Consider the following 22,453-nt stretch of genomic DNA (forward strand, 5'->3'; position numbering starts at 1 on the left):
CACGCGGTTTCCGCGAGGCCGAGTTCCGCGAAGTGGGCGAGATGATCGACGAGGTTCTGACCGCGCTGGCCGCCTCCGGTGGCGAGGGTGATGAAGCCATCGAGAATGCTGTCCACGAGCGCGTCAAGGCGCTCTGTGCAAAGTTCCCGATCTATAAGAAATAAGTCTTTCCAGGTAATACCGTCTGTTTTCAGGAGAACACATGACACAAACCGCGACCCACGCTCTGATCGAGTCCTATTACGCCACATTCAATGCGGGAAACCGTGACGATTTCCTTGCACTGCTCACTGACGATGTCATTCACGACATCAATCAGGGCGGCCGGGAAACCGGCAAGGACGCGTTCCGTACCTTCCTTGGGCGGATGGACCGCTGCTACAAGGAGACCATTGCCGATATCGTGGTGATGGTGAACGAGGATGGCACCCGTGCTGCCGCCGAGTTCATGGTGCACGGCAAGTATCTTTCAACTGACGATGGCCTGCCGGAAGCCAACGGCCAGACCTATGTCCTGCCAGCCGGAGCATTCTTCACCGTGCGTGACGGCAAAGTGTCGCGAATCTCCAACTACTACAATCTTCCGGAATGGGAACGGCAGGTTACGGCCTGACCTGCTGCCCACATCCCTTTCCTGCTGGTGATGGCAGGAAAGGGATGTCGTTTTTAAGACATTTTATGGCGTATGGATAAATAACTCAGATCGCCAAGACCTATTGCATAGAAACCATTTGTTCCTTCTCCCTATTTCATTATACATTCAAAACGATAAAATTCTCATACGACAGAACGACTGGAACGCATCATGATGCAGCGACGGCAGTCGGGTTCCGCGGATACTGCGAGTTTACGTGTCGGAATCATTCTGGCCGAGAACTTCACTTTATCAGCCCTCTCTCTTTTCATCGATCATCTACGACTGGCTGCCGACAAGGAAGATAAAAGCCGCCCCATTCTCTGCACCTGGCAGATCATGAACAGCAGGCCGGAGTCCATCCGTGCCAGTTGCGGTGTCAGCGTAAGCCGCAATTCCGATCTGACCGACCCCACGGCATTCGATTACATCGCAGTGGTGGGTGGCCTCTTACATGGGCGCCGTCAGGTAGACGAACCAACCACCCGGTATCTGCAAAAGGCGGCTTCGCTCGGTGTTCCATTGATTGGAATCTGCACGGGAACCTTCATCCTCTGCCGCGCTGGCGTGATGAAAGAGCGTACAGCTTGTGTAAGCTGGTATCACCGACAGGATTTCATGGAGGAATTTCCAGACCATAAAGCCTGTAGCGAACAGATGTATCTGGTGGACGGAGACCGGATTACCTGTTCAGGCGGCGGCGGAGCGGCAGAACTGGCGCTGCATCTGATCGAGAAACACCTCAGCCGGCCCCTCGCCCGCAAAGCCAGTCACATTCTTCTGCTTGATCGTCCTCGTCGCGGCGACACTCCATCACTCCAGCCGCATCCCCCTCTCACGGAGGAGGTCAATCATGTGGTCGACGCCCGTGTGCGAAGGGCCATGATGGAAATGGAGCAGAATATGATCGATCCTCTCTCCATCAGCGATGTTGCTGACAGGTTGGGGATTTCATCAAGACAGCTTGAGCGTCTATTCCAGTCTGTCCTCGGTATGCGCCCTGCCCTGTTCTACCGGATGATCCGCCTTCGATATGCACACGCACTTCTTTCACAAGGCGAACTGACCATTACTCAGGTGGCATTCGAGACCGGCTTTTCCGACTGCGCTCATTTCTCGCGCCAGTTCAAGACCATGTTTGGCCACTCCCCCAGCGCCATGCGCGGTCGCAGCAGTCAGTCGGCGCCAATCTTTCCGCCAGTTACCGCTACCAGACAATTGGGCGAACGGGCAGGCGTAAGACTGTTCGAAGCGCTCTGAAATCCATAGAAGCATTGCCTTAATCCGAATGGCTGATATGCCTGCTTCCGGTTTTCCGCTTTTGCCTGAGAGCGATAAAATGCTGCTTTCAGCAAAATGCGTAGAAGGAATGGCATGGCCATCACCTGGGGAGACTTTCAGGCCATTATCCAGCTTTCAGCAGGTCTGAATGTCGCGATACTGAGCTTTGTGGATATCAGCATTCCAGCCATTAAGGAACGCCGCAGAGTCTTTACGAAAGCACGGCAGGAACTGGAAATTTACCGAAAAAATCCGCATAAAGTGACGGATGCCCAGAAGGAATCCCATGCGGGGATGGTGGGTGAAATCGACAAGCAGCTTTTCGATCTCTGGCGGGAAACGTCCGACTTTGAAGGCATCGAAGATTCAATGATGAAAACCACAGGGGTTTTCGGACTGATCGGTGCGGTCCTAGCCATCAGCCTGCTCTGGTTTTCAGGCCTTCATTATGACGATCCAATTGGCGTCAGCGGTGAAGCCCTGACCGTCCTCTCCTTTTTCTCTCTGGCGGCAGCTTTTTTCATCAACTTCTACACTGCATACCAAGCCTCCCATTACACCCAGCAGTGCAATAATCTGCGTGAACAGATGCGGCAAAAGCTAAAATAACGCCCCCCAATGAACCAAAGAAAAAGCCCTGCAAATGCAGGGCTTTCCCAACGACGACACGAGAACAGACCGTTTAGAAGTCAGGCCGCTGAAGCAGCCTGCCCAAGAGCGGCGCGCAGCTTGTCTTCTGCTTCCGGCGACAGCGAAGTCTGAATGATTTTCGCATGTCCCTTCAGTGCGGACAGATGCGCAATGACCTTTTCAGGCTCAGCCTTACGAATGAGGATGAAGAGGGCGGATGTGCCGGGCGTCAGCGTGTTACCCAGATTCTTGATGAAATCATCGTTGATTCCATAATCACTGAATTTTCCGTCCAGCGCACCAATGCCCGCGCCCGCAATGCTACCAGCCACCAGACCAGCAAGCGGATTGAGGAACAGAAGGCCAACCAGCGCGCCCCAGAACCCACCGGAGAGGAAACCCCACGACGCACCGACTTTTTCAAGATTTACGCTCTGATCAAGATGCGTCTTGCCATCGGCAGTCCGCCGCACAACCACAGCATCTTCAAGATCCAGCAGATATTCTTTTTCAAGCTCGCGGCATTCGCTCAGCGCGGAAGCCGCACCGTCAACACTGTCAAAGCCGACAACAACCAATGTACTCATAAAAAGCTTCTCCAATCAGTCAGCGAGCTTGCGGCCAGCGAAATAGCTGAGAGCAGAAGCGGCAACGAGGATGAACAGTCCAAGAACCTTGCAGCCAGTCGGAATCTTCTTCTCGTGAAGTTTGACTTCGCCTTTTGCATCCGAAAAATATTCAGAAATATGCTTCTGCAATTCGCTTTTATGCTTGTGCAGAGACTTATCAATATGCTTCGCAAGATCTTCAATATCTTCCGGGGAAAGTTTCCGCAGAACGTCGGTTGCGCTCATTACGACTGCACTCCTGAATCATGACCATGACCGAAAAGGCCAAAGCTCTTGTTTCGAATATTGGTATGATACCAAGAGTTTTCAAGAGAGACCTATCTTAACTTGCGTCCATCAGAGCACCGGTCCGATCATGGCTAGTGTATTGTTCCAGATAACGCGGCTTTTCCGCCATTTCACAACATCTTGAAGAGTGACTTCTTCCGATTCGTCGATGTAGGTCTGCTGCCGGTCACGGATTACTGCGGTAAAAGCATCATCGACCAACTGGATATTGTTCTCAAAATTCAGATCGAAGCTGCGACGATCCAGATTGGCGGATCCAATCAGCGTCATCCGCCCGTCAACCGTCATCGCCTTGGTATGCAGCAGGCCATGCGGATATTCGTAAATCTTCACGCCCGCTTCCAGCAGTTCCCGATAGTAACTGCGGCTTGCTCCCGCCACGATCCATGAGTCGTTGCGTTTGGGAACAGTCAGAGTGGTCTTCACACCCCTCCGCGCCGCAGCACACAGCGCGGCCTGAATGGGTTCATCAGGCACATAATAAGGTGTGGTGATCGTCAGCTCTCTCGCGGCCGAATACATGATCGACACAAAGGTTTCCGGCATCGCCGCATACCGCACGGCCGCACTCGTTCCGATCACCTGCGCCACGAACCCCTCGCCTTCATGCACCTTGGCCGAGGCAAGCAGAGAAGTGAGATCCTCGTTGGTATGAGCCATCCAGTCCGTGGCGAACAGATGCTGATTCTGCAGGACCACAGGGCCCTCGAAACGGGCCACCAGATCAACCCACGGCGCATATTTGGCCTTCACGCGAAAGGCAGCATCCGCGCAGTTCTGACTGCCGCAATAAGTAACCCGATTATCGATCACCACGATCTTGCGGTGATTGCGCATATCGAAACGGCCCCGGAAGGGCCGCATCAGCAGGCTACCCAACGGCAGGGCGCGCACCAGCCGCACGCCCGCCTGCTCCATGTCGGCCCAGTGCCCGCTGTGAATCAGGCGACGGGAGCCAAGATCGTCCGCCATCACACGACAGACCACACCACGACGCGCGGCCCGCATGAGCGCTTCAGCAAACTTCAGGCCGTTATGATCTGCCAGCCAGATATAGAAACAGACGTGCACATGATCGTGAGCCGCGTCGATATCCGCGATCATCGCATCAATGGCAGCATCCGCGTCCGCCATCAGGGCCGCCTGATTTCCACCCATCGGCGGATAGCCGCTAATCGATTGTCCGACACGAAAGAGAGGCGCAAGCCGGGGAGGAAGGCCAAACTCCTGTTCCGCATCCACCAGCGCATCGGCTGTCTTTCCCGGCACAGGCAGACGTTTCATCGCATCGCGGATGCGCAGAACTCTCTCTGGAGTAAGATTGGTTTCCCCCAGAAACAGATAGGCTATCGATCCCAAGGCAGGCACGGCGCCAATGATGGCGACCCACGCCACGCGGGAAGCCGGTTCCCGATGCGGACGCAGAAGAGCACGCGAAATGAAAACCGCCTGCACCGCTGCCGTTATACCCGCAGCATACCAGCTCCATTTAATGGCCCTGCCCGACGGAGCCGGAAGAGTGTGCCTGTGCTTTTTTACTCCACCACCGACTTTACCGCCCGACGTGCCTGTCTGCCCTTGCAACCGTTATGCCCCCGTCCTCATTCTCAGCGACACGCTAACGCCAGCCGGCCTTTGCAGCAATGTTGTGCCCTCACATCCTGCGCCCCCTCATGGACGCCTCTGTGCCCCCTTGTTATACCGCCAGACCTGATATTCCCGCGCGAGCGCGGAACCATAACACCGTAGAAAACCGGGCAGCGGAGACACCAACAGTCATGACAGACGGCGTACGAGCAAACAGCCTGCGAAACGGCCCAGACGCCTCCGGCCATTTCGGTGACGGACTGGGCGGACGGTTTGTCGCGGAAACGCTGATGCCTTTGCTCCTTGAACTGGACGAGGCTTACAAGACCGCGAAGGCCGATCCCGCTTTCCACAAGGAACTGGCATTCTATCTCAAGGACTATGTGGGTCGTCCTTCTCCGCTGTGGTTTGCAAAGCGCCTGACGGAAGAACTCGGCGGCGCGAAGATCTACATGAAGCGCGAGGAGCTGAACCACACAGGCTCCCACAAGCTCAACAACGTCATGGGCCAGATCCTGCTCGCCCGGCGCATGGGCCGCACGCGCATCGTCGCCGAGACCGGCGCGGGACAGCACGGCGTCGCCACCGCCACGGTCTGCGCGCTGTTCGGCATGAAGTGCGTCATCTACATGGGTGCGACCGACGTGGAGCGACAGGCGCCCAACGTGTTCCGCATGAAACTACTCGGCGCGGAAGTCGTGCCGGTCACGGCAGGCGCAGGCACGCTGAAGGACGCCATGAACGAGGCGATGCGTGACTGGGTCGCCAACATTCACGACACCTATTTCCTCGTTGGCACGGTCGCCGGTCCGCACCCCTACCCCGCCATGGTCCGCGACTTCCAGAGCGTGATCGGTGACGAAGTGAAGATGCAGATGCAGGAAGCCGAGGGCCGCCTGCCAGACGTGATCGTTGCTGCCATCGGTGGTGGTTCGAACGCGATGGGCATCTTCCACCCGTTCCTTGACGATCCTTCCGTCAAACTGATCGGCGTCGAAGCAGCCGGACATGGTCTGGACAGCGGCAAGACCGCCGCCTCCATCGAACGCGGCTCGCGCGGCGTGCTGCATGGCAACCGCACCTACTTGTTGCAGGACGAGAACGGACAGATCATCGAAGCGCACTCGATCAGCGCTGGTCTGGACTATCCCGGCGTTGGCCCGGAACATTCATGGCTGCATGAAATCGGTCGCGCCGAATATGTCGGCATCACCGATAACGAGGCGCTGGACGCGTTCCAGACCTGCACCCGCACAGAGGGTATCATCCCCGCGCTGGAATCCGCGCACGCCATCGCCTACGCGGTGAAAATCGCGCCGACGCTGAGCCCGGAAACCCTGCTCGTCATCAACATCTCGGGCCGTGGAGACAAGGATATCTTCACCGTCGCCGAACATCTGGGAGTGAAACTGTGAGCCGCATTGCCCGCCGTTTTGCGGCACTGAAACAGGAAGGGCGCGGCGCGCTCATCCCCTATCTCGAAGCCTGTGACCCGGACTTCCAGACCTCGCTCGATCTGTTGAAAGCCATGCCGGAAGCCGGTGCGGACCTGATCGAGATCGGCATGCCGTTCTCCGATCCTTCCGCCGACGGCCCGGTCATCCAGCTTGCCGCCCGTCGCGGTCTGAAGGCTGGCGCCACGCTGCCGCGCCTGTTCGAGATGGTGAAATCCTTCCGTGAGCAGGATGACGACACGCCGATCATCCTGATGGGCTACCTGAACCCGATCGAGGCTTACGGCATCGACCGGTTCTGCGTGGATGCGTCTGCCGCTGGTGTGGATGGTCTCATCATCGTGGATATGCCGCCGGAAGAAGCCGGACCGATGCAGGAACCGGCCAAGGCTGCCGGTCTGGACATCATCCGTCTGATCGCGCCCACAACGGACGATAACCGCCTCAAGCTGGTGCTGAATCATGCTTCGGGCTTCGTCTATTATGTGAGCATCACCGGCATTACCGGCACGCGCTCGGCTAGCGACGAGGATCTGCGGGCGGCGCTGCCGCGTATCCGCGCCGCGACCGATCTGCCGATTGCTATTGGCTTCGGTATTCGCACGCCGGAGCAGGCTGCGTCTGCCTCGCGCATTGCTGACGGTGCAGTCGTAGCCTCGGCTCTGCTGGCTACGCTGGCGAAAACGCTGGACCCAAGCGAACAGGCGACGCCCTCCACGCTGCCTTCCGTGCTGACCCAGTTGCGGGAACTAGCTGCTGCGGTTCGGGGCTGACCCCTATTCTCAGACCGGCCGGTTCCATTACAGAACCAGCCGGTCATGAACAAAATCACCACACGACATCGCTATATGAATAAATAACACAGCAATGAATGTTGTGTATTGCTGTATGCCCCGCTCCATGAGAGAACAGTCACACAAATTACGACTGCTCACGGGGTTTCCACCGATGCCGGTAAAAAAAGTCAGAAATATTCTTTCCGTCATGGCCGTCGCGGTGGGCCTGTTCGCCGGTGCGAGCCAGAGCGCAATGGCTGCTGCCGTCAAGGTCGGCTATATCCCGGTTCTCGGCTCTTCCGCCCTTTTCGTGATCGACGGTGAAGGATGGGCCAAGCAGGCTGGTATCGACCTTGAGCCCGTCCGCTTCACATCCGGCCCGCAGGCCATTCAGGCACTCGCATCCGGACGGATCGATGCTTACGTGGCTGGCGTTGTGCCGCTCCTGCAGGTCCGTGCGCGCGGCATCGACGTCAAGGTGGTTGCCTCGGGGGCGATCGAAGAACTGTCCGTCATCGCGCGCGGGCCGCTTGCTGCGGGCCTCGACCCTGCCAAGCCGGGTGGTCTGACAAAGGAGCAGGTGGCCGAACGCATTGCCACCTTCACCAAGACGCACGGACGCAAGCCAAAGATCGCAACCCAGCCGAGCGGTTCGGTTCCTGACACCGTGCTGCGCTACTGGTTGCAGGAAAAGGAAGGCATTGATCTTTCCACCGTCGATATCGTGGGGATCGATATTGACGCCGCGCAGCAGGCGTTTCTCGCTGGGGCAGTCGATGCCGCCATCCTGCGTGAACCCGCTCTCACCACCATCAAGAACCGCTTTTCCGATACCCGCGTGCTGGCCACTGGTCATGACCTGATCCCCGACCAGCCGGGATCGGTGCTCGCGATCGTCAGCCCCTCCTCGCCCGACCACGCCGTCTGGGCCGGCAAGCTGACCAGTCTGTTCGTCAAGGCCACCACTCTGTTGGCTGACCACCCCGATCAGGCGGCTCCGTTTGTCGCAACCGCGCTTGGTGGGGGACTGCTGAAACCCGCGATCATCGAGCAGGCTCTGAAAGCCTCATCGGCCCAGTTCGTCGCAGACCCGGCCCGCATCATCCCCAGCGTGAAGATTCTGCAGGATTTTCAGGTCAAGGAAGGGGTCCTGAAAAAAGCCACGCCTGTCGATGACCTTTTCGACCTTCAGCTCTGGCGTCAGCCCGCTCCCTAAGACTCGATTCAGGACTCCATAATGACCGGATCGCATATCGGCCCCAAAGCCCGTCTCGGCTTTGGGGCCGCCGGACTCCTGCTGCTCCTCGCCATATGGCAGGGCATCGTACAGTTCGGTTTCGTTCCCCCCGGCCTGCTCCCGGCCCCTACTGAACTCTGGCCAGCCTTCATGTCCGAAGTCTCTGGCGGGTTCTGGCTCCAGTCCATCCAGGACAGTCTCGTCCATTACACCGCTGGCCTCCTCATCGGCTCGGTTCTCGGCGCCCTTTTCGGTCTGCTGTGCGGCTCACTTCCCCTTCTGGATGCACTGACAGGGGGTGTTGTCCGCCTGCTGCGCCCCGTCCCGGGCCTTGCATGGGTGCCGTTTGCCATCCTCTGGTTCGGTCTGAACACCCTCGGCGCCACATTCGTCATCGCCATTTCGGTCTTCTGGATCAATTTTTACGCCGCCTATGGCGCGGTCAAATCCGTCGATCGGGAGCTTTATGAAGTGGCTGCCGCTTTCGGCCACAAGAGTTTTCTCGCCAGACTTCGCTATGTCACCCTGCCTGCCGCCTCGCCCGGTCTGCTGGCGGGTCTGCGCACCGGTCTTGGACAAGGCTGGATGTCCGTTGTGGCCGCCGAACTCTTCGGTGTCCCGGGTGTGGGGGCTCGCATGATGCAGGCTTCCAGCCTGCTGGCGACAGATGTTGTCGTCGTTTACATGATCACGATGGCCGGATTGTATGCTCTGACCGACTTTTTGTTCGGGCTGATCCGGGACCGACTGCTGAGGTGGCAAGGATGACCAGCGTTTCTCCTCTGGTGCGCATCGAGGACGCAGGCCTCTCGCATGATGGCGGCAAGACCTTCGTCTTCCGCCATGTCGACCTGTCGATAAACCAGGGTGAATTCGTCGCCGTTCTCGGCCCGTCAGGCGTCGGTAAATCCACCCTGCTTCGCGTGGTCATGGGACTGATCCAGCCCACGGAAGGCCACGTCACACTGCACGCCTCGACTGATCGCAGCGATACCCGTCGCGCCGCACTCGTCTTTCAGGACGCCCGTCTCATGCCGTGGCGAACAGTGCGCGCCAACGTGGAACTTGGCCTTGAAGGGCTGGGGCTCAGCCGGGATGAGCGCCATGCGCGCGCCGACAAGGCGCTTCAACTTGTAGGATTGTCAGCGGAAGCGGACAGATGGCCACGGCAGCTTTCCGGGGGGCAGCGGCAACGTGTGGGTGTTGCCCGCGCGCTGACCGTCGATCCAGCACTGCTCTTGATGGATGAACCCTTTGGTGCGCTTGACGCCATTACACGCACCTCCCTGCAATCCGAACTGCTGAGCATCTGGGAGCAAACCCACAAGACAGTCCTGTTCGTCACCCACGATATCGATGAAGCACTTCTCCTCGCCGATAGAATCATCGTTCTGGCTGGTAAACCCGCCAGTGTGCGGGGGGATCTTCAGGTTGGAAAACGTCCCCGCGATCCTTCTTCCCCAGCGCTTCGTGCCCTCGCAGGCCGTCTCCGCAGCCTGATTGCAGGCGAGGAAGATCCCGGCGATACAATCTATTATCAAGCCGCTGAAATCTGATCCGTAGCAGTTGACCGCATGAACCATGCGCCACAGATTGACCGCATCAGGATCAATCTTTGAAAAAGGATCAGACGATGTCCCAATCCAACAACGATGAAGACAACTACACTCTGGAAAGCGGAATCACGAGTCTACAGGACGATACAGGCTCCAATGTTTCCGGCTGGGCTCGTGTCAATGACTGCCTGACCGATAGCATGGATATCCTGCGCGACCTGACTGTAGACACGCCCATCGCCGCGATCACGGGTGCCTTTCTTCTTGGCGGACTGAGCCGTTTTCTTCTGTCCCGTCGCTAATCGCCGACATTTGTGGTCAAGAGAAAATTCTCGAAACAGCTGTCGCCGGATGCAACCGCCAAACGTGACAGCTGTTTATTATGTCAAGAAACCACAAACATAAGGCTCTAACCATGCTGAAACTGGCTCTGTTTTTTCTCATCATTTCGATTGTGGCGGGCTTGTTCGGCTTCGGCGGAATCTCCACTGCCGCTGCGGGCATGGCCAAAATCCTGTTCTTTATCGCCGTCATCATCTGTGTCGTGCTGTTCGCACTGGTACTGATCGGCGTTGGCGCTGTCTCGAAATAGCCAGCAACTTGGGAACGTCACCCCTGTGGCGTTCCCAGACCGGCATCGGATGACATCTTTCCAACAACGATGAAGATAATCGTAAAAGCGATATTAGGTCGGTCTACCGTTAGACAATGCACGTCGTGGATGTAGCATTCTCAGCGTTTGTGGCAGTTAAAACTAAACGCTGAAATTTATCTTCTCAGAAATATTTTCCAGAGCAGCGAAACAGGAACATCATTTCCTGACAAACTACTTTTCTTTTGTCGCCTGATCAGAACAACCCATAAAAAAAAGCCGACCCTAAGGCCGGCTTTTCTCAGAATATCTGATCGACTTAAGCAGCCAGATCGGAGTTTTCTTCAACAGCGACTGGACGCGGACCGCTGTCCTTGCCCTTCGCTTCGACATCGCGGTCGATCAGCTCAATCACTGCCATGTCAGCAGCATCGCCATAGCGAACGCCAGCCTTCAGAACGCGGGTGTAACCACCCGTGCGAGCCTTGTAGCGATCAGCAACAGCCGAGAACAGCTTGCTGACGATCGCATCATCACGCAGCTGGGCATAAGCCTGACGACGAGCATGCAGATCACCGCGCTTACCGAGCGTGATCAGCTTCTCAACAACCGGACGAAGTTCCTTCGCCTTCGGCAGAGTCGTCGTGATCTGTTCGTGCTTGATAAGAGCGACCGCCATGTTGCGGAACATCGCTGCACGATGGGTGGAGGTAACGCCGAGCTTCCGACCGGCAACACCATGACGCATTGTTAAGTCTCCTGTTGTCGCGGATCAGAAGGGCTCGTCGAGCCGCTTCGCCAGATCCTCAATATTCTCCGGCGGCCACGCCGGAACATTCATGCCAAGTGAAAGTCCCATGGTGGTCAGGACTTCCTTGATCTCGTTCAGTGATTTACGACCGAAGTTCGGCGTACGGAGCATTTCCTGCTCGGTCTTCTGAACCAGATCACCAATATAGATGATGTTGTCGTTCTTGAGGCAGTTCGCAGAACGCACCGACAGCTCAAGCTCGTCAACCTTGCGAAGCAGGTTACGATTGAACGGCAGGTCATCCTGCGGCTCCGTCGCAACGACCGGACGCGGCTCATCAAAGTTGATGAAGAGTTGGAGCTGATCCTGCAGAATACGGGCAGCCAGAGCCACCGCATCCTCAGGCGTGACAGCACCGTTGGTCTCAACCGTCAGCAGCAAGCGATCATAGTCGGTCACCTGACCAACACGGGTCGGCTCAACCTTGTATGAGACGCGCTTGACCGGCGAATAGATCGCATCGATGGGGATAAGCCCGATCGGAGCATCTTCAGGACGGTTTGCAGCGGCAGGCACATAGCCCTTGCCGATATTCACCGTGAACTCGATTCCGAGCTTTTCGCCTTCATCAAGCGTGCAGATCACGAGATCGGGGTTCATGATTTCTACACCATGACCCGTCTGGATCTGACCAGCCGTGACCTCACCGGGACCCGTGGCAGTCAGGACCATTCTCTTTGGTCCTTCGCCATGCATGCTCAGCGCCATCTGCTTGATGTTCAGCACGATGTCGGTCACGTCTTCACGGACACCCGGCACAGCCGAGAATTCGTGCAGAACGCCATCAATCTGGATCGCAGTGATAGCCGCGCCCTGAAGAGAAGAAAGAAGAACGCGGCGCAGGGCGTTCCCGAGCGTCATGCCAAAGCCACGCTCGAGTGGCTCTGCCACGATCGTCGCCACGCGAGACGGAACGGAGCCGGGTTCGACTTCCAGCTTCTCCGGCTTGATCAGAGATTGCCAGTTTTTCTGGAGCACCAAGGTCTCGGCCTTTCAACATAAGGGACCGTAACAAGACGGCGGAAACCCCGACATGAGCCGGGGCAGCTTTTATGAAAGCATTCCGTCCTGAAAGTGGTCACACCACCTTCAGGCACCGGAAGCATGTCTGCGTCAGACGCGACGACGCTTCCGGGGACGGCAGCCGTTATGCGGGACCGGCGTCAGATCACGGATTGAAGCGATCTGGAAACCAACAGCCTGCAGAGCACGAAGGGCGCTCTCACGTCCTGCACCAGGACCCGAAACCTCGATGTCCAGCGTCTCCATGCCATGTTCGCGCGCCTTGCGGCCTGCGTCTTCAGCAGCCACCTGAGCGGCGTAAGGAGTGGACTTACGAGATCCCTTGAACCCCTGAGCACCAGCGGAAGACCATGCAATGGCATTTCCCTGCGCATCAGCGATCGTGATCATCGTGTTGTTGAACGTGGAGAGCACATGCGCCACGCCTGAAATAATGTTCTTGCGTTCTTTCTTGCGAATACGCGGTGCGGCGGCCTTCGCCATATTTGTCGCCCTGTTCTTTGCTATCTCGGCAGGTCCAACCCGCCTGACGCCCACCGACTAAAGCCGGGAAGCATCGTAAGTTTCGTATAACCGGCCCTCAGGCGCGCCGATTAGCGGGTGGCCTTTTTCTTGCCAGCAATGGCAACGGCCTTACCCTTGCGGGTACGTGCATTCGTGTGAGTGCGCTGTCCATGCACCGGAAGACCACGGCGATGACGCAAACCGCGATAGCACCCGAGATCCATCAGACGCTTAATGTTCATCGCAACTTCACGACGAAGGTCACCTTCGACGCGGTAGTTGTTATCGATGAGTTCACGAAGCTTCATGATCTCGTCGTCACTCAGCTCGTTGACGCGCTTGGCGTCAGGCAGGCCGACTGTCTTGCAGATTTCCTGAGCTTTGGTCTGACCGATGCCGTAAATATACTGCAGTCCGATCACGACCCGCTTGTTCGTCGGGATATTAACGCCGGCAATACGCGCCACGCCACACACTCCTAGTCCGCCCGGCTGCACGCTCGAGCGTTGATTCGCAATTAATTTGCCGCTGATATCGACCCACACTGGCCACGCGGTCTAGAGCGCTGCGCAATAGACCGAGCGACCACCAAGAGTCAATCCAAAGAGATCACTTTTGCGTGATCTGCTCCACTTCGCTCATTGCGGCGTCAATTTGAGCACTGACTTCCTCAATGGGAGCCATGCCATTGATGTACGCAACCGTCACCCTGTCCTCATAATAAGGAAGGAGCGGAAGCGTCTCATTCCGATAGGCCGTCAGGCGGGATGCCACCGTATCACGATTGTCATCCGCACGACGCACGAAGTCATGCGACCCGCAGTGATCGCACGTATTTTCCACTTTCAGAGGATTCGATACATCGTTGTAACTGGCGCCGCACTTCGCGCAGGAGAATCTCCCGGCGATACGCTCCGCCAGAGCGTCTTCATCCACCTGCAGCATCAACACGACGTCAATCTTACGCCCCAACCGCTTCAGCATGCCATCAAGCGCTTCGGCCTGAGCAACCGTCCGAGGGAATCCATCAAGGATAAACCCCTTGGCACAGTCCGGCTTCTGAATGCGCGACTCCAGCATGCTGACGATAATCGCATCCGGGACCAGCTTGCCCGCATCCATCAGCGCTTTTGCCTCGCGCCCTATGGCGGAGTCAGCCTTAACCTCGGCGCGGAGCATGTCACCCGTCGATATCTGGGCAATGCCATACTGCGCCTCAAGCCGCTTTGATTGCGTGCCTTTGCCCGCTCCTGGCGGGCCCAAGAAAATGATGTTCATTTACGGATGATCCTTCGATTGGACCCACTCCGGCGACTACGCTGGATCAGCCCCTGATACTGATGCGCCACGAGATGCGACTGGATTTGGGTCACCGTGTCGATTGTCACTGACACGATAATGATCAGACTTGTACCGCCAAAATAGAAAGGCACATTATAGCGACTGATCAGTATCTGAGGCAGCAAACAGACAAGCACTAGATAAGCAGCGCCAATCGTCGTCAGTCGCGTCAGGATCGAGTCGAAATAAGAAGCCGTTGCTGCCCCCGGCCGAATTCCCGGGATAAACCCGCTCTGCTTCCGCAGGTTATCGGCTGTTTCTTCCGGATTGAACGTCACTGCCGCATAGAAATACGAGAAGAAGACGATCATCAGGGCATAGAACAGCATGTAGAGCGGCTGTCCCTGTCCAAGCGATTGCCCCAGAAAGGACAGCCATCCCGGCATCCCCTTGGCATTCATGAAGCCTGCGATCGTCACAGGGATCAACAGGACGGAAGAGGCGAAGATCGGCGGAATGACACCCGCCGTGTTCACCTTCAGCGGCATATGTGTCGCTTCACCACCGTACACACGATTACCCATCTGACGTTTGGGATATTGAATCACCACACGCCGCTGGGCCTGCTCCATGAACACGATGAAAGTGATCGTCGCCGCTGCCAGAACGAGGAAAACAAGCACAAAGAAAGGCGAAAGCGCCCCCGTGTAACCAAGCTGGAACAGGGTTGCGAGCGCATGCGGCAGATTAGCGACGATACCGGCAAAGATGATCAGAGAGATTCCGTTTCCTACACCGCGGGAAGTGATCTGCTCACCCAGCCACATCAGGAACATCGTGCCACCCACAAGGGTGAAGACGCAGGACACTATAAAGAACATCCCGGGCTGGACCACGGCAGATCCTGCAGAGGAACTCATGCGCTCCAGACCAACCGCGATTCCGTATGCCTGAAAGAAGGCAATCGCGACCGTCAGATAGCGTGTGTACTGATTAAGCTTCTTACGCCCCTGCTCGCCCTCTTTCTTGAGAGCTTCCATCGAGGGAATCGCCGTCGACATCAACTGGATGATGATTGAGGCAGAGATATAAGGCATGATATTCAGCGCGAACACGGTCATGCGCCCTAGCGCACCACCCGTGAACATGTCGAACATGCCTAGAATACCGCCTTGATGCTGGGCCAGAAGTTGCCCCATGACCTTCGCATCAATGCCCGGGACAGGAATGTATGTTCCCAAGCGGTAGACGATCAGTGCTCCGAGAGTGAACCAGATCCTCTTCTTGAGTTCCGTCGCCTTCGAAAAGGAGCCCATATTGAAATTGGCCGCGAGTTGTTCAGCCGCCGAGGCCATACGCCTGTCCCTTTCACAAAAAACAGCGCCACCGCAAAGCGGGGGCGCTGTCATGGCAGACGCCAGCGCCTGCAAACCAACTTATATGGCGGAGGCAGAAGTCATTCTGTCTCCCCTGCCACATCAAGAAGCCTTTTCAGCTTCTCCCTTTCCAGCAGACAGAGTCTTAACGGACCCACCTGCCTTCTCGATGGCAGCCACAGCAGCAGCGGAGGCACCAGCGACTTCAACGGTCACTGCACGAGAAATCTCGCCATCGGCAAGCAACCGGATACCGGCGTATTTCCCGGTGCCCACGAGACCAGCCTTACGCAGGGCTTCTTCGTTGACAACAGCACCAGCTTCCAGCTTGCCGTCCGCAAGAGCCTTTTCCAGCGAACCAAGGTTCACGGGAGCATAGACCTTACGGAATATGTTCTTGAATCCGCGCTTCGGCATACGGCGATACAGCGGAAGCTGACCACCTTCGAAGCCGTTCAATGAAACACCCTCGCGAGCCTTCTGGCCCTTAACGCCTTTACCCGAGGTCTTGCCCTTACCGGAACCAATACCACGACCAAGACGCTTCTTGCGATAACGAGAACCCTCGTTATCACGCAATTCGTTCAACTGCATTTCAATCCTCCACCTTCAACAGGTGGGCGACTTTGTTCACCATACCACGAACAGAAGGAGTATCCTGCAGTTCACGGGTGCGACCAATCTTGTTCAGCCCCAGACCGATCAGAGTTGCCTGCTGACCCGGCTTGCGACCATTTCCGGAAGCAATCTGCGTAACGCGCAGTGTCTTTCCCTCAGACATCAGCACCCTCCGCAACCTGCTCGCGCTTGCCAAGAATGTCGGAGACTTTCTTACCACGGCGATTGGCGACAGAACGCGGGCTGGCGCAACGCTCCAACGCCGCAAATGTCGCTTTCACCATGTTGTGCGGGTTACGCGTTCCCAAGGACTTGGCGACAACGTCGTTGATGCCAAGGCTTTCGAACACGGCGCGCATTGGACCGCCAGCAATGATCCCCGTTCCGGCTTCAGCCGAACGAAGAACAACTTTACCAGCACCAAAGTGACCAGCGGCATCATGATGAAGGGTACGCCCCTCCTTCATGGGCACACGGATCATGCCACGCTTCGCACGCTCGGTAGCCTTCCGGATAGCTTCCGGAACTTCACGGGCCTTACCTGCGCCGTAGCCAACGCGACCTTTCTGGTCACCGACAACAACGAGTGCGGCAAAAGCAAAGCGACGACCACCCTTCACCACCTTCGCGACGCGATTGATGGTGACCAGCTTGTCGACCAGATCGTCGCCTTCACGATCCTGGCGCTGATCGCGATCGCGACCGCGACCGCCTTCTCTCGGTTCACGTGCCATTACGCGACCTCCCTCAGAAGGAGAGGCCGCCCTCGCGGGCAGCCTCCGCGAGCGCCTTCACGCGCCCATGATACAGATAGGAGCCGCGATCGAACACGACCTGCGTCACACCGGCGGCAGTCGCGCGCTGCGCAACCAGCTTGCCGACAGCCGAAGCTGCATCCCGGTTCGCACCTGTCGTGCCGCCTGCGCGAAACTCCTTGTCGAGCGATGACGCTGCAGCAAGCGTGCGGCCTGCAGCATCGTCGATCACCTGAGCATAGATGTTCTTGCCTGAACGGAACACCGACAGGCGCGGACGTCCGCCGGCCTTGCGGCGGAGCTGGAAACGAAGGCGCTTCCGCCGACGATCCCGCAATTCCTGCTGAGTGCTCATTATTTCTTCTTGCCTTCCTTGCGACGAATGGTCTCGGTCTCGTAACGCACACCTTTACCCTTGTAAGGCTCCGGCTTACGGAAGTTACGAATATCCAGCGCCACCTGTCCTACACGCTGCTTGTCGATTCCCTGCACCACAACCGATGTCGGACGCGGGGTGGTAATCTTGATTCCTTCCGGAACGGGATACACCACGTCATGGGAATAACCGAGATTAAGAACCAGATTGTTTCCCTGCACTGCCGCACGAAAACCTGTTCCCGTAATCTCCAGCGTCTTGGAATAACCTTCAGCGACGCCCTGAACCATCGACGCGACCAGCGAACGGGTCGTGCCCCACATCATACGTGCCTGAGCCACGGAGGTCAGCGGCTTGACCGCAACCTTGCCGTCCTCGACCTTCGTCTCAATGAGGGGAGAAAGTGGAAGCTTGAGTTCACCCAGCTTACCCTTGGCCGTCAGGACACCAGCATTGATGCTGACCGTGACGCCAGAAGGAATTTCCACGGGATATTTGCCTACACGCGACATTTATCCCTCCTCAGAATACGCGGCAGAGAACTTCGCCGCCAACATTGGCGGCGCGAGCCTCTGCATCGGACAGCACACCGCGCGGGGTCGAAAGGATCGACACACCCAGACCGGCATACACACGGGGAAGTTCCTTGATCTTCGAATAGACACGACGACCAGGACGCGAAACGCGATGAATCTCTTTGATCACCGGCTCGCCTTCCGAATACTTCAGCTCGATTCGGATCTGAGAAATACCTTTACGGACTTCCTCAAGCGAAAAGCCGCGAATATAACCTTCGCGCTTCAGAGCCTCGAGCACATTGGCGCGCAGCTTGGAAGCGGGCGCAACGCATGCTGCGTGACGCGCACGCTGGGCGTTGCGGATACGGGTGAGCATATCACCCAAGGGATCAGAAAGTGACATTGCCCGCCCTTACCAGCTAGCCTTGACCAACCCCGGGATCTGCCCATTCGAGGCGAGATCACGAAGCGCAATACGGCACAACTCGAACTTGCGGTAATTACCGCGCGAACGACCTGTCAGCTTGCAACGAAGACGAACACGCACACGCGAGCCATTACGCGGGAGTTCGGCGAGCTTCAGAGAAGCATCAAACCGATCTTCCATCGGAAGCGTACGGTCCATAACGATATTTTTCAGAGCCAAACGCTTCGCCTTATCGCGCTTTGCCATATAGGCGCGCTTTGCGTTACGATTGACGGCGGAAATCTTGGCCATGCCTGATTTACCCTCCGGAACCTGCCGGAACCATTCCAGCGGTTTTCCAAAAACCTTTAAACTTCGACTCTCAGCGAGAGAGCCGAAGCAATACATTCCTGTCGATCAGAAATCCACAGAAAACGAGCGATAAGGTACGACTTATCCCATAAACGGAAGGTCGAACGCTTTCAACAGCGCCTTGGCTTCCGCATCGGTCTTGGCCGTCGTCACGAAGATGATGTCCATGCCACGAACTTCGTCGACTTTGTCGTACTCGATCTCGGGGAACACCAGCTGCTCCTTGAGACCCATCGCAAAATTACCACGACCGTCGAACCCCTTGTTCGCCGGAAGACCGCGGAAGTCACGAATACGTGGCATCGCGATCGTCACGAGACGATCAAGAAATTCATACATGCGGGCACGCCGCAATGTAACCTTACAGCCGATCGGCAGACCTTCACGGATTTTAAAGCCCGCAATAGCCTTTTTCGCGACCGTCTTGACCGGACGCTGGCCAGCAATGAGCATCATCTCATTCAGAGCCGCATCAAGCTTCTTCTGGTCGCCTGCAGCTTCACCAACGCCCATATTGAGAACGATCTTCTCAAGACGGGGTGTCTGAAGTGCATTCTTGTAGCCGAACTGCTCACGCAGCTTGCCAGCCAGTTCCGTCTCGTACAGCTTCCGCAGACGCGGGACGACGCGCGTATTTTCGGTAGTCATCTATCGTCCCCTCAGCCTTCGATCACTTCGCCGGTCGCTTTTGCGACACGAACTTTACGACCGCCTTCAAGAACGCGGAAACCAACCTTTGTCGGCTTGCCGCTCTTCGGATCGATCAGAGCGAGATTAGAGAGGTCAACCGGAGCTTCCTTCTCGATAATCCCACCTTCTTCGCCCATACGGTTTGCACGCTTATGACGTTTGGCGATTGCCACACCACGAACAACAGCCTTGTTCTCTGATGGGAAGACCGCCAAAACCTCGCCACGCACGCCTTTGGAGGAACCCGTCGTCACTTCGACGGTATCACCCTTTTTAATACGAGCAGCCATTACAGCACCTCCGGCGCCAGCGAGATGATCTTCATGAACTTGCGCGCGCGCAGTTCACGGACAACCGGGCCAAAGATACGCGTACCGATGGGCTCCTGCTGTTTGTTGATCAGCACAGCCGCATTGCGATCGAAACGAATCGCGCTGCCGTCGGCACGACGCACCGGGTAGGACGTCCGAACGATGACGGCCTGATGGACGTCACCCTTCTTCACCTTGCCACGGGGAATCGCTTCCTTGACGGAAACGACGATCACGTCGCCGACCGAGGCGGACTTCCGCTTGGAGCCGCCCAGCACCTTGATGCACTGCACCTGACGTGCGCCGGAATTATCGGCGACCTCGAGGTTGGTCTCGGGATGGATCATTTACCTTATACCCCTTTACGCAGCGTTCCCGGACGCTGCTCCGCCAACGGACTCGCCGTTGCGCGAAATCACCGCCCAGGTCTTGCGCTTGGAGATCGGCGTGCATTCTTCAATGCGAACCGTATCGCCAATTTTGCAAACGTTGAGTTCATCATGCGCCGCATACTTCTTCGAGCGACGAATGAACTTCTTGTAGAGCGGATGCATGACGCGACGATCGACAAGAACGGTAACCGTCTTATCCATCTTGTCACTGGTCACACGACCGCTGAGAATGCGCTTAGGCATCAGCCACTTCCTCAGGAATTGGCCGCAGCGCTAGCCGCGGCAGTCTTCTTCGCAGCCTGAGCTACGATCGTCTTGATACGGGCAATGTCGCGGCGCACAACGCGCACGCGGCTTGCCCCTTCATTCTGACCGGTTGCCTGCTGGAACCGAAGATTGAACTGCTCACGCTTCAGGTCCAGAAGAAGCGCCTGCAACTCATCAACGGACTTCACACGCAGATCAGCCGGCTTAAGTGCCTTGCTCATCTTATGCCTCTCCGATTCGGGTCACGAACTTCGTCTTGATCGGCAGCTTCGCAGCACCAAGAGCCAACGCTTCACGCGCAACTTCTGGCGGAACACCCTCGATCTCGAACAGGATACGACCCGGTCTTACACGGGCCACCCAGTATTCCGGAGATCCCTTGCCGGAGCCCATACGCACTTCGGCAGGTTTTGTCGAGACCGGAAGATCCGGAAAGATACGAATCCACACGCGACCAGCACGCTTCATCGCACGAGTAATCGCACGACGGGACGCCTCAATCTGGCGCGCCGTAATACGTTCCGGCTCCAGCGCCTTGAGACCGAACGCGCCGAAGTTCAGCTGCGTTCCGCTCTTGGCCAAGCCATGAATGCGGCCCTTGTGGGCCTTGCGGAATTTAGTCCGCTTTGGAGAAAGCATTTTTCTCTATCCCTCAGCGCTGCGGCGCCTGCTCAGCGGCGCGACGGTCCTGGGCCAATGGGTCATGCGCAAGGATCTCACCTTTGAAGATCCAGACTTTGACACCACACGTTCCGTAGGTCGTCTTTGCCGTTGCCGTACCGTAATCGATGTCTGCACGAAGTGTGTGCAGCGGCACACGACCTTCACGATACCATTCGACACGCGCGATTTCAGCGCCACCAAGGCGACCGGAGCAGTTGATCCGGATTCCTTGTGCACCAAGACGCATGGCGGACTGGACCGCACGCTTCATGGCGCGACGGAACGCAACGCGGCGCTCCAGCTGCTGAGCGATGTTCTCGGCCACCAGTGTCGCATCAATTTCCGGCTTACGGATTTCGACAATGTTCAGCGCCACTTCCGTGCCAGCCATCTTCGTCAGCTCCTTGCGGAGTGCGTCGATGTCCTGACCCTTCTTGCCGATGACCACACCCGGACGAGCAGCATAGATCGTCACACGCGGCTTCTTAGCCGGACGTTCGATGACGACGCGGGAAACACCCGCGCCAGACAGCTTACGACGCAGAAAAGCGCGCAGCTTCAGATCGTCATGCAGCAGCCGGGAATAGTCGCCATCTGCATACCAGCGGCTGTCCCAGGTGCGGTTGATACCGAGCCGAAGCCCGATCGGATTGACTTTATGTCCCATCGTCAGGCCGCCTTCTCTTCCGTCTTTGCCTCAGGCTCGGGCGCACGCTCGGCCACGACAATCTTCAGATGGCTGAAGAACTTCTCGACGCGAGCAGAACGACCACGACCACGCGCATGGAAGCGACGCATCACGATCGACTTGCCCACATCGGCTGTCTTCACAAACAGCTGATCAACGTCCAGCTGATGATTGTTCTCAGCGTTGGCAATCGCGCTCTCAAGAGTCTTCTTCACGTCCTGAGCGATACGACGCTTGGAGAACGTGAGGGTCGCCACAGCCTGAGAAGCCGGCTTGTTGCGGATCAGACCAGCAACAAGACCAAGCTTGCGGGGGCTCACGCGGATATTCCGCGTGATCGCCTGTGCTTCGTTCTCAGCCAGCACGCGAGGATGCTTGGGTTTGCTCATCTCAGCCTCGCTTCGACTTCTTGTCCGCACCGTGACCATGGAAGGTACGGGTCGGAGAGAATTCGCCAAACTTGTGGCCAACCATGTTTTCAGTCACCTGCACCGGGAGGAACTTGTGACCATTATAAACACCAAACGTCAGACCAACGAACTGCGGAAGGATCGTGGAACGACGTGACCAGATCTTGATCACCTCGTTACGACCCGACGCGCGGGACGCCTCGGCCTTGTTCAGCAGATACCCGTCTACGAACGGGCCTTTCCAGACGGAACGTGCCATCTCTTATTGCCCCTTACTTGCCGGTCTTCCGGCGACGGATGATCAGACTGTCCGTACGCTTGTTGACCC

At 57.1% G+C, this 22,453-nt stretch carries 35 protein-coding genes and 1 pseudogene; 11 read left to right on the plus strand and 25 right to left on the minus strand.

Annotated features, from left to right (window positions below):
• The 4 genes and pseudogenes from glyA to ABF824_RS10470 all read left to right on the plus strand — a co-directional run.
• A pseudogene (gene glyA, locus ABF824_RS10455) lies at nucleotides 1–164 on the plus strand (serine hydroxymethyltransferase); the annotation flags it as partial.
• Nucleotides 165–202: 38 nt separating this feature from the next.
• Nucleotides 203–613: a ketosteroid isomerase-related protein gene (locus ABF824_RS10460; RefSeq protein ID WP_415488732.1), complete on the plus strand. Its 411-nt coding sequence runs from the start codon at nucleotides 203–205 to the stop codon at nucleotides 611–613.
• 192 nt (nucleotides 614–805) lie between these two features.
• The gene (locus tag ABF824_RS10465; RefSeq protein WP_415488734.1) at nucleotides 806–1,894 is read left to right on the plus strand and encodes a GlxA family transcriptional regulator; all 1,089 of its coding nucleotides are present in this window, start codon (nucleotides 806–808) and stop codon (nucleotides 1,892–1,894) included.
• 114 nt (nucleotides 1,895–2,008) lie between these two features.
• Nucleotides 2,009–2,524, plus strand: coding sequence for a hypothetical protein (locus ABF824_RS10470; protein WP_415488736.1), 516 nt, complete (start codon nucleotides 2,009–2,011; stop codon nucleotides 2,522–2,524).
• An 80-nt stretch (nucleotides 2,525–2,604) separates the two neighbouring features.
• Here the strand turns inward: ABF824_RS10470 and ABF824_RS10475 are convergent, their stop codons facing one another.
• The 3 genes from ABF824_RS10475 to cls form a co-directional block, all read right to left on the minus strand.
• Entirely contained in the window at nucleotides 2,605–3,132 is a 528-nt protein-coding gene (locus tag ABF824_RS10475) for a DUF1269 domain-containing protein (protein WP_415488738.1), read from the minus strand.
• A gap of 15 nt (nucleotides 3,133–3,147) precedes the next feature.
• Complete coding sequence (locus ABF824_RS10480; RefSeq protein WP_415488740.1) at nucleotides 3,148–3,399, minus strand: hypothetical protein; 252 nt, start codon at nucleotides 3,397–3,399, stop codon at nucleotides 3,148–3,150.
• A 111-nt stretch (nucleotides 3,400–3,510) separates the two neighbouring features.
• Entirely contained in the window at nucleotides 3,511–5,046 is a 1,536-nt protein-coding gene (gene cls / locus ABF824_RS10485; protein ID WP_415488742.1) for a cardiolipin synthase, read from the minus strand.
• A 194-nt stretch (nucleotides 5,047–5,240) separates the two neighbouring features.
• Between cls and trpB the strand changes: the two genes are divergently transcribed.
• The 7 genes from trpB to ABF824_RS10520 all read left to right on the plus strand — a co-directional run bounded on the left by trpB (nucleotide 5,241) and on the right by ABF824_RS10520 (nucleotide 10,664).
• The gene (trpB, locus tag ABF824_RS10490; RefSeq protein ID WP_415488744.1) at nucleotides 5,241–6,464 is read left to right on the plus strand and encodes a tryptophan synthase subunit beta; all 1,224 of its coding nucleotides are present in this window, start codon (nucleotides 5,241–5,243) and stop codon (nucleotides 6,462–6,464) included.
• Entirely contained in the window at nucleotides 6,461–7,276 is an 816-nt protein-coding gene (gene trpA, locus ABF824_RS10495) for a tryptophan synthase subunit alpha (protein ID WP_415488746.1), read from the plus strand. The genes trpB and trpA overlap by 4 nt, the downstream gene beginning before the upstream one ends.
• Before the next feature lie 175 nt (nucleotides 7,277–7,451).
• The gene (locus ABF824_RS10500; RefSeq protein WP_415488748.1) at nucleotides 7,452–8,495 is read left to right on the plus strand and encodes an ABC transporter substrate-binding protein; all 1,044 of its coding nucleotides are present in this window, start codon (nucleotides 7,452–7,454) and stop codon (nucleotides 8,493–8,495) included.
• A 21-nt stretch (nucleotides 8,496–8,516) separates the two neighbouring features.
• Nucleotides 8,517–9,284 (plus strand): ABC transporter permease, encoded by a 768-nt coding sequence (locus ABF824_RS10505; protein ID WP_415488750.1) that lies wholly within the window; start codon nucleotides 8,517–8,519, stop codon nucleotides 9,282–9,284.
• Entirely contained in the window at nucleotides 9,281–10,072 is a 792-nt protein-coding gene (locus ABF824_RS10510) for an ABC transporter ATP-binding protein (RefSeq protein WP_415488752.1), read from the plus strand. Before ABF824_RS10505 ends, ABF824_RS10510 begins: the two co-directional genes overlap by 4 nt.
• Before the next feature lie 77 nt (nucleotides 10,073–10,149).
• Nucleotides 10,150–10,374 carry a hypothetical protein gene (locus ABF824_RS10515; protein WP_415488754.1) on the plus strand — a complete coding sequence of 75 codons (225 nt, stop codon included), beginning with the start codon at nucleotides 10,150–10,152 and terminating at the stop codon, nucleotides 10,372–10,374.
• A gap of 113 nt (nucleotides 10,375–10,487) precedes the next feature.
• A complete protein-coding gene (locus tag ABF824_RS10520; protein ID WP_415488756.1) occupies nucleotides 10,488–10,664 on the plus strand; it encodes a DUF1328 domain-containing protein in 177 nt (58 codons plus the stop codon).
• 319 nt (nucleotides 10,665–10,983) lie between these two features.
• Here the strand turns inward: ABF824_RS10520 and rplQ are convergent, their stop codons facing one another.
• The 22 genes from rplQ to rpsS all read right to left on the minus strand — a co-directional run bounded on the left by rplQ (nucleotide 10,984) and on the right by rpsS (nucleotide 22,384).
• Nucleotides 10,984–11,412 (minus strand): 50S ribosomal protein L17, encoded by a 429-nt coding sequence (rplQ, locus tag ABF824_RS10525; RefSeq protein ID WP_415488758.1) that lies wholly within the window; start codon nucleotides 11,410–11,412, stop codon nucleotides 10,984–10,986.
• Nucleotides 11,413–11,436: 24 nt separating this feature from the next.
• Complete coding sequence (locus tag ABF824_RS10530; protein ID WP_415488760.1) at nucleotides 11,437–12,456, minus strand: DNA-directed RNA polymerase subunit alpha; 1,020 nt, start codon at nucleotides 12,454–12,456, stop codon at nucleotides 11,437–11,439.
• Between the two features lie 132 nt (nucleotides 12,457–12,588).
• The gene (gene rpsK / locus ABF824_RS10535) at nucleotides 12,589–12,981 is read right to left on the minus strand and encodes a 30S ribosomal protein S11 (RefSeq protein WP_415488762.1); all 393 of its coding nucleotides are present in this window, start codon (nucleotides 12,979–12,981) and stop codon (nucleotides 12,589–12,591) included.
• Nucleotides 12,982–13,091: 110 nt separating this feature from the next.
• Nucleotides 13,092–13,469, minus strand: coding sequence for a 30S ribosomal protein S13 (gene rpsM, locus ABF824_RS10540; RefSeq protein ID WP_415488764.1), 378 nt, complete (start codon nucleotides 13,467–13,469; stop codon nucleotides 13,092–13,094).
• A 142-nt stretch (nucleotides 13,470–13,611) separates the two neighbouring features.
• A complete protein-coding gene (locus tag ABF824_RS10545; RefSeq protein WP_415488766.1) occupies nucleotides 13,612–14,280 on the minus strand; it encodes an adenylate kinase in 669 nt (222 codons plus the stop codon).
• Entirely contained in the window at nucleotides 14,277–15,638 is a 1,362-nt protein-coding gene (secY, locus tag ABF824_RS10550) for a preprotein translocase subunit SecY (protein WP_415488768.1), read from the minus strand. Before secY ends, ABF824_RS10545 begins: the two co-directional genes overlap by 4 nt.
• Before the next feature lie 123 nt (nucleotides 15,639–15,761).
• Entirely contained in the window at nucleotides 15,762–16,253 is a 492-nt protein-coding gene (gene rplO, locus ABF824_RS10555) for a 50S ribosomal protein L15 (RefSeq protein WP_415488770.1), read from the minus strand.
• A gap of 1 nt (nucleotide 16,254) precedes the next feature.
• On the minus strand, nucleotides 16,255–16,440 hold the full coding sequence (gene rpmD / locus ABF824_RS10560; RefSeq protein ID WP_415488772.1) for a 50S ribosomal protein L30: 186 nt from the start codon (nucleotides 16,438–16,440) through the stop codon (nucleotides 16,255–16,257).
• Nucleotides 16,433–17,011 carry a 30S ribosomal protein S5 gene (gene rpsE / locus ABF824_RS10565; RefSeq protein ID WP_415488774.1) on the minus strand — a complete coding sequence of 193 codons (579 nt, stop codon included), beginning with the start codon at nucleotides 17,009–17,011 and terminating at the stop codon, nucleotides 16,433–16,435. Before rpsE ends, rpmD begins: the two co-directional genes overlap by 8 nt.
• Nucleotides 17,012–17,024: 13 nt before the next feature.
• Nucleotides 17,025–17,387: a 50S ribosomal protein L18 gene (gene rplR / locus ABF824_RS10570; RefSeq protein WP_415488776.1), complete on the minus strand. Its 363-nt coding sequence runs from the start codon at nucleotides 17,385–17,387 to the stop codon at nucleotides 17,025–17,027.
• Entirely contained in the window at nucleotides 17,387–17,920 is a 534-nt protein-coding gene (rplF, locus tag ABF824_RS10575) for a 50S ribosomal protein L6 (protein ID WP_415488778.1), read from the minus strand. Before rplF ends, rplR begins: the two co-directional genes overlap by 1 nt.
• A 10-nt stretch (nucleotides 17,921–17,930) precedes the next feature.
• Nucleotides 17,931–18,329, minus strand: coding sequence for a 30S ribosomal protein S8 (rpsH, locus tag ABF824_RS10580; protein ID WP_415488780.1), 399 nt, complete (start codon nucleotides 18,327–18,329; stop codon nucleotides 17,931–17,933).
• Nucleotides 18,330–18,338: 9 nt separating this feature from the next.
• The gene (rpsN, locus tag ABF824_RS10585) at nucleotides 18,339–18,644 is read right to left on the minus strand and encodes a 30S ribosomal protein S14 (protein WP_415488782.1); all 306 of its coding nucleotides are present in this window, start codon (nucleotides 18,642–18,644) and stop codon (nucleotides 18,339–18,341) included.
• Nucleotides 18,645–18,785: 141 nt separating this feature from the next.
• Nucleotides 18,786–19,352, minus strand: a complete 567-nt coding sequence (rplE, locus tag ABF824_RS10590) for a 50S ribosomal protein L5 (RefSeq protein ID WP_415488784.1) — start codon at nucleotides 19,350–19,352, stop codon at nucleotides 18,786–18,788.
• 11 nt (nucleotides 19,353–19,363) lie between these two features.
• Entirely contained in the window at nucleotides 19,364–19,684 is a 321-nt protein-coding gene (gene rplX, locus ABF824_RS10595) for a 50S ribosomal protein L24 (protein ID WP_415488786.1), read from the minus strand.
• Complete coding sequence (rplN, locus tag ABF824_RS10600) at nucleotides 19,684–20,052, minus strand: 50S ribosomal protein L14 (RefSeq protein WP_010666045.1); 369 nt, start codon at nucleotides 20,050–20,052, stop codon at nucleotides 19,684–19,686. Before rplN ends, rplX begins: the two co-directional genes overlap by 1 nt.
• A gap of 15 nt (nucleotides 20,053–20,067) precedes the next feature.
• Nucleotides 20,068–20,340: a 30S ribosomal protein S17 gene (rpsQ, locus tag ABF824_RS10605; RefSeq protein ID WP_415488788.1), complete on the minus strand. Its 273-nt coding sequence runs from the start codon at nucleotides 20,338–20,340 to the stop codon at nucleotides 20,068–20,070.
• Between the two features lie 11 nt (nucleotides 20,341–20,351).
• A complete protein-coding gene (rpmC, locus tag ABF824_RS10610) occupies nucleotides 20,352–20,585 on the minus strand; it encodes a 50S ribosomal protein L29 (RefSeq protein WP_415488790.1) in 234 nt (77 codons plus the stop codon).
• Between the two features lies 1 nt (nucleotide 20,586).
• Nucleotides 20,587–21,003, minus strand: a complete 417-nt coding sequence (gene rplP, locus ABF824_RS10615; RefSeq protein WP_010666048.1) for a 50S ribosomal protein L16 — start codon at nucleotides 21,001–21,003, stop codon at nucleotides 20,587–20,589.
• A 13-nt stretch (nucleotides 21,004–21,016) separates the two neighbouring features.
• Entirely contained in the window at nucleotides 21,017–21,694 is a 678-nt protein-coding gene (gene rpsC / locus ABF824_RS10620; protein ID WP_415488793.1) for a 30S ribosomal protein S3, read from the minus strand.
• A 2-nt stretch (nucleotides 21,695–21,696) separates the two neighbouring features.
• The gene (gene rplV, locus ABF824_RS10625; protein WP_415488795.1) at nucleotides 21,697–22,104 is read right to left on the minus strand and encodes a 50S ribosomal protein L22; all 408 of its coding nucleotides are present in this window, start codon (nucleotides 22,102–22,104) and stop codon (nucleotides 21,697–21,699) included.
• A 1-nt stretch (nucleotide 22,105) separates the two neighbouring features.
• Nucleotides 22,106–22,384: a 30S ribosomal protein S19 gene (rpsS, locus tag ABF824_RS10630; RefSeq protein ID WP_010666051.1), complete on the minus strand. Its 279-nt coding sequence runs from the start codon at nucleotides 22,382–22,384 to the stop codon at nucleotides 22,106–22,108.
• Nucleotides 22,385–22,453 lie beyond the last annotated feature (69 nt).

Source organism: Acetobacter sp. (genome assembly GCF_047721705.1).
Classification (GTDB): domain Bacteria; phylum Pseudomonadota; class Alphaproteobacteria; order Acetobacterales; family Acetobacteraceae; genus Acetobacter.